Below are 5334 nucleotides of genomic sequence, written 5' to 3' on the forward strand. Positions count from 1 at the left end.
CTGTAGGAGCTGCCGAAGGCTGCGATCTTTTGCTTTCAACTCCCCGCACCTGGAAAACCCTATACAATGTGCGCTTTTTAACGATCCTGAATCCAAGGAGCCTTAGTGAGCACGTTGCCACCCTGCCCGAAATGCAATTCCGAATACACCTACGAGGACGGCGCCCAGCTGATCTGCCCCGAGTGCGCTCACGAGTGGTCCGCCAGCGGCGAAGCCGAAGCGGTGTCCGATGACGCGGTGAAAAAGGATTCGGTCGGTAACGTCCTGCAGGATGGCGACACCATTACCGTGATCAAGGACCTCAAGGTCAAGGGCACGTCGCTGGTGGTCAAGGTCGGCACCAAGGTGAAGAACATCCGCCTGTGCGATGGCGATCACGACATCGACTGCAAGATCGACGGTATCGGCCCGATGAAACTCAAATCCGAGTTTGTCAGAAAAGTCTGAACCTGCTGTATTCCATCCCGCGCCAGGCGTGGGATGGTGCTTCGCCCTCCCCTGCTTCACCCAGCAAATCCTCGCAATAGCTAAAGGCCAGCCGTTTTGACCTTACGCAATCTTTACCCGGAAAAAAGCCCAAACCGCCAATAGGTCCTTGCTATTTATTGAATAGGAATTATTCTCATTGAAACCAATCAATGGAGATGAGAATTCATGACTTACTTAATCGATGCCTGGCTGGACCGCCCACACCCTTACCTCAGGATCCTGCATCGGGAAACGGGGGAAGTCTGTGCGGTACTTGAAGAAGAAGCCTTGAGTGAGCTGCAGGATCAGGGTGATCTTGACCTCAATGGCCTGAATTCCAGCGAACCGGTGGTGCTCAAGGAAGTGGTGCGCAACCTGTTCCTGTTCTGCTATGCCCGGGCGTTGCGCCCGTCGCATGAACTGACTCACAAGCTCGAAATATGAGCAGCGTCGCAAACCCTGTAGGAGCAGAGCTTGCTCGCGATGCAGGCAACTCGGTTTAGTTTTGAAACCGAAGTGATGCTATCGCGGGCAAGCCTTGCTCCTACAAAGATCAAAAGCTTACAGAACGTCGAGCAGCTCGACGTCGAACACCAGTACGCTGTGCGGCGGGATGCTGCCAACGCCTTGAGCGCCGTAAGCCAGTTCGCTCGGCACGTACAGGCGCCATTTGCTGCCGGCATTCATCAGTTGCAGGGCTTCGGTCCAGCCAGCGATCACGCCGCCAACCGGGAACTCTGCAGGCTGGCCACGCTCGTAGGAGCTGTCGAACACGGTGCCGTCGATCAGGGTGCCGTGGTAGTGAGTACGCACGGTGTCTTCACGGGATGGCTTGGCGCCTTCGCCGGCAGTCAGAACTTCGAACTGCAGGCCGGAAGCCAGGGTGGTGATGCCGTCACGCTTGGCGTTTTCAGCCAGGAAGGCCAGGCCTTCGCCAGCGGCCGCTTCAGCCTTGGCTGCAGCTTCGGCTTGCATGATTTCACGGATCACTTTGAAGCTGGCGGACATTTCTTCCTGGCCGACACGGCTTGGCAGACCGGCGAATGCGTCGGTCAGACCTGCCAGGATCGCGTCCAGGTTAACGCCCGGTGGCGGGTTGTCGCGCAGTTGGTCGCCCAGCTGACGGCCAATGCCGTAGCTGACGCGGGTTTCGTCGGTGGACAGATTTACTTCGGACATGACACTGCTCCGCTGTGCGGACGGACCAGGAACTTGCCGTGCATGCACAGCGCGTCCCGGAGCGCCCGAAACCAAAAGGGCCAGCAGACTAGCACAGTTGCCACCGCGTTGATGAGGGGTGTCAGCCCTGTCGTGGAGATCGCTGGTCGATCGGCACCTTCAGGCTTTCGTCAATGCCGCCGAGCCCGCACATCTCGTCATGCACCAGGTTGTGCACGAGGTTGAAGTTCAGCTTGGGAAAGGAGTGAAGCACTTCGCGAGCGTGCTCGACCGAACGCAAATGCATCATTTCGCCGCGCTTATCGCTCAGGGGATACGCGGCGCCATGCATCCGCGCTTCCAGCAGATAAATCCCCCCTTCCATCGAGATCAGGTTCAGCTCGTCGACCTTCCCGGCGACGGCATAGGCATTCAACTCTTGCAGGTTCATGAACGCACCTCACACAGTGGCGAGCCATTACCTCTACAGGGATAGGCCTCGACGCATCAAAGTACAAGCCACAAACGACGCCGCCCGTCTGTTTTGCAACAGACGGGCGGCGGGTACAGCGATGAATGCTGATCAGTGCTTGGTCACTTTATCCAGGTAACCCATGGCAAAGGCCGACACCACGAAGGTCATGTGAATGATCACGTACCACTGCAAATGCTCGGGATCGACGTTCTTGGCGTCCATGAAGATGCGCAGCAAGTGAATCGAGGAAATCGCCACGATGGATGCAGCCACTTTCATCTTCAGCGACGAAGAGTCCATGGTGCCCAGCCAGTTGAGCTTTTCCTTGCTGTCGTCGATGTCGAGTTGGGAAACGAAGTTCTCGTAACCGGAAATCATCACCATCACCAGCAAACCGCCCACCAGCGCCATGTCGATCAGCGACAGCAGCACGAGGATCAGGTCCGACTCGGCCATCGAAAAAACGTTGGGGATGACGTGGAAGACTTCCTGGAAGAATTTCAGCGCCAGGGCCAGCAACCCGAGGGACAGGCCGAAGTAGATCGGCGCCAGCAACCAGCGGGAGGCGTACATTGCATTTTCGATAAAGCGTTCCATTGAATCTCACAGGTGGTCTGAAAATCGACGCGAGTATAGCAGCCCGCTGTTACAGCCAGAAACCATCGGGAAATCCGCCACCTGCGCGTGTATATCAAAGTTTTTCTGCTAGTGTCCAAACCATTGACAGCTCAGTGATATCGGACAGGAAAACTGGAAATGGATGCGCGCTTGCCTTTAACCGGTGCCGGAATCTGCCTGGCGCTGCTGCTGAGCGCCTGCTCGCCGAGCGATGAAAAGCGCCAGGTCAGCCTGGAGGAGAAAACTGCGCAGTTCGAAAAGTCGCTGGATGCGATCCAGGACCCGAAACTCAAGGACGCCGTGGCGGAACTTGGCGGCTCGCTGCTGCTGCTCGAACGGGCGCAACTCAAGCTCCACAGTAAACCGGTGGAAACCGAGTACGGCGAAGACGCCCTCGCCGTCCTCAAGCACTACCCCTCGCCTCAGGCACTGGTCGACACCTACATCAACGGCCTGTTCGTGTTGCATAAAGACTCCAGCTCCGACTACCTCACCGACCTTCAACCCGTGTTTCCTTTCAACTTCAGCATTCCGGCGGCGTTTCTGTTTCCCCATGGCCTGGAATGGCAATCGGTCACGCTGAGCAACAAACGCGTCATCGCTTTCCAGCCGGAATGGTCGGAAACCGATCCCGGCATTCAGTTGAGTCCGTCGAGCTCCAACCTGACCAATCCCGATGACCTGACCGTGGCGTATCCGTTCATCGAAGGCCTTGATGCCGACATCAAGAACCAGCCGCAGCCGGTCAGCCTGCAAGGCAAGATCGAAGTCATCGCCCCCCATCGGCTCTACAGCTTCGACCTGACGAAAAAGGATGTCGGCCAGACGCGCACCAATGACAACGTCAGCGTCACCCTGCTGAAGCTGGCCAATAACTACGCAGAACTCGAATTCAGCAACAGCGCACCACAAGCCCCGGAGATCGGAGAAACACCGCTGAACCCACTGATCGTCCAGGCCAAGGATGCCAGCGGGCAATTTCTCTCGCGCTCCGGTTCGATCAACGAAACCGCTGCGCAAATCGCTTTCTACCAGAAGCAGTTGGCGAAAATGCAGCAACAGAAATCCTGGAGCGAAGCGTTCGAAAAGCAACTCGATGAAGAGCACCGCACCTTCGAGAAGCAACAAACCCATCGTTATTCGAAAGTGTATTTCAACGGCCCGATCGAAACTCTCGAAGTGAGCCTGCTGGACTTTTCAGCCGTCACGGTGACCCGCAAGGATCTGGATCTGCCGGTGCGTCGCTTTGACCGTCACACCACGCAGAAAACCATCCAACCCTTGAACTTGCCGGTGGTGGTGTACGACGACCAGGCGCCGAGCTGGCTCAAGGGCGCGACATTGACCGAGGAGCAACTGAAAAAGGGCGTCAAAATCACTCAGTCTGTTGATGACTCAAGCGCTGCCCGAGTCGAGTTCAGCCACCTCAGAAGTTTCAATGACGAACTGCTCGGCACCTCCTTCAATCCCGGCGAAAACCCGGTCAGCTTCTTCACCGAGGACAGCCGGGGCAAACGCGATGAACCGATCGAATTGCCGCCAGAGGCGTATGAGGTCGATCCCCTTCGCGGCACCATCACCTATGACCTGAACCTGTTTCCGGAAACGCCCGCTTACGTGGTGGGCTCCGTGCCGCTGTTTCTGGCAACGGTCGACAAACAGAGCATTGACGCCCATCAACTGGCCAAAGGCCTGGAGCTCAAAGGCAATGCGTTGGTGGTGGACCTGAAAGTGTTTCCTGAGCAGGACTGGCGGTTTTTTGCCAAGGACGACAGTGGCAATTACCTCAAGGAAATTCTTGCCGTCACCCATGATGCAGGCGCAGAAGGCCCCGCGCTGTTTGCCGTGCATTACTTCTACGGCCAACCCACGCGCCTGGAAACCTATCAGCGAACTGACCTCACCACCGTGCAATATGGCTACGAGGTCAAACTCGACAAGGCTGATGCATCCAAGCTGGCCCAATAGAACGGATCAATGATCAGGCCGAAACTCAAAGCCACCAACGTTACGGCAACGGCCGCCATTGATCTCGCGCAGCTGTGCTTGCAGATGCAGGCACCAGATTTGCGGATCATCAGCGAGTTCGTAGCCGTGCAGTGTCAGGCTTTCAACAATGGTGTCGAGGATGGATTCAGCCGCGAACGGGCCAGGAAACGGGCCCTGGGCTTTGATGGCTGAAGGTTGTTCGCCGGCCATTCCGGCGGCGAAGAGCAAGGTCCACATGCCCGTATCACCCGCCAACGGCTTGATGGCGCATTCGATACGGGTCACAAGACCCAGGCATTGACGAGTGAGGCAGAGGTTGCGCGACATGGCGGCGACCCTCGGTAGATCCGGTATTCAGCCTCCACGGGAAGGCTGTTTCGATCCAGTGATTACTGTCCCTGTCCTTGAGCAGAGAATAGAAGAAAAGTGCGGGATGCAGGCCATTCGATACCAGAAGGCGCCGAATGGTCATTGTGTGAATATTGACGCCAGAGTGATGGCGTTTTCGGACTGTATAGATCACCTGTAGGAGCCGAGCTTGCTCGCGATAGCGGACGTTCAGTCACCACAGGCTTTGAATGTCATGCTGTCATCGCGAGCAAGCTCGGCTCCTACAGGTTATGCCT

7 protein-coding genes are annotated in these 5334 nt (G+C 56.8%); 3 read left to right on the forward strand and 4 right to left on the reverse strand.

All coding sequences use genetic code 11. The features are described from left to right. Positions 1-105 precede the first annotated feature (105 nt). A complete protein-coding gene (locus tag ACW9JC_RS28515) occupies positions 106-447 on the forward strand; it encodes a zinc ribbon domain-containing protein YjdM (RefSeq protein ID WP_020798653.1) in 342 nt (113 codons plus the stop codon). 207 nt (positions 448-654) lie between these two features. After that, complete coding sequence (locus ACW9JC_RS28520) at positions 655-912, forward strand: PA4570 family protein (protein ID WP_150701502.1); 258 nt, start codon at positions 655-657, stop codon at positions 910-912. Positions 913-1029: 117 nt separating this feature from the next. Here ACW9JC_RS28520 and ACW9JC_RS28525 read toward each other — a convergent pair whose 3' ends face one another. The 3 genes from ACW9JC_RS28525 to ACW9JC_RS28535 form a co-directional block, all read right to left on the reverse strand. After that, on the reverse strand, positions 1030-1647 hold the full coding sequence (locus ACW9JC_RS28525) for an FKBP-type peptidyl-prolyl cis-trans isomerase (RefSeq protein ID WP_338583160.1): 618 nt from the start codon (positions 1645-1647) through the stop codon (positions 1030-1032). A gap of 121 nt (positions 1648-1768) precedes the next feature. Then, positions 1769-2077, reverse strand: a complete 309-nt coding sequence (locus ACW9JC_RS28530) for a DUF6482 family protein (RefSeq protein WP_338583162.1) — start codon at positions 2075-2077, stop codon at positions 1769-1771. Positions 2078-2209: 132 nt separating this feature from the next. Continuing rightward, positions 2210-2698 (reverse strand): TIGR00645 family protein, encoded by a 489-nt coding sequence (locus tag ACW9JC_RS28535; protein WP_007970904.1) that lies wholly within the window; start codon positions 2696-2698, stop codon positions 2210-2212. 159 nt (positions 2699-2857) lie between these two features. On the opposite strand from ACW9JC_RS28535, the gene ACW9JC_RS28540 reads away from it, so the two are divergent. Continuing rightward, positions 2858-4687, forward strand: a complete 1830-nt coding sequence (locus tag ACW9JC_RS28540; protein ID WP_457459219.1) for a hypothetical protein — start codon at positions 2858-2860, stop codon at positions 4685-4687. A gap of 6 nt (positions 4688-4693) precedes the next feature. Here ACW9JC_RS28540 and ACW9JC_RS28545 read toward each other — a convergent pair whose 3' ends face one another. Then, a complete protein-coding gene (locus tag ACW9JC_RS28545; RefSeq protein WP_338583165.1) occupies positions 4694-5035 on the reverse strand; it encodes a PA4575 family protein in 342 nt (113 codons plus the stop codon). Positions 5036-5334: the final 299 nt, after the last annotated feature.

This window comes from Pseudomonas sp. SDO5591_S426, from assembly GCF_054070755.1.

Bases quoted from the DNA above. Each gene is read 5' to 3' on its own strand.
- ACW9JC_RS28545 (WP_338583165.1), bottom strand. From the start codon at position 5,035: ATGTCGCGCAACCTCTGCCTCACTCGTCAATGCCTGGGTCTTGTGACC.
- ACW9JC_RS28525 (WP_338583160.1), bottom strand. From the start codon at position 1,647: ATGTCCGAAGTAAATCTGTCCACCGACGAAACCCGCGTCAGCTACGGC.
- ACW9JC_RS28540 (WP_457459219.1), top strand. From the start codon at position 2,858: ATGGATGCGCGCTTGCCTTTAACCGGTGCCGGAATCTGCCTGGCGCTG.
- ACW9JC_RS28520 (WP_150701502.1), top strand. From the start codon at position 655: ATGACTTACTTAATCGATGCCTGGCTGGACCGCCCACACCCTTACCTC.
- ACW9JC_RS28530 (WP_338583162.1), bottom strand. From the start codon at position 2,077: ATGAACCTGCAAGAGTTGAATGCCTATGCCGTCGCCGGGAAGGTCGAC.
- ACW9JC_RS28535 (WP_007970904.1), bottom strand. From the start codon at position 2,698: ATGGAACGCTTTATCGAAAATGCAATGTACGCCTCCCGCTGGTTGCTG.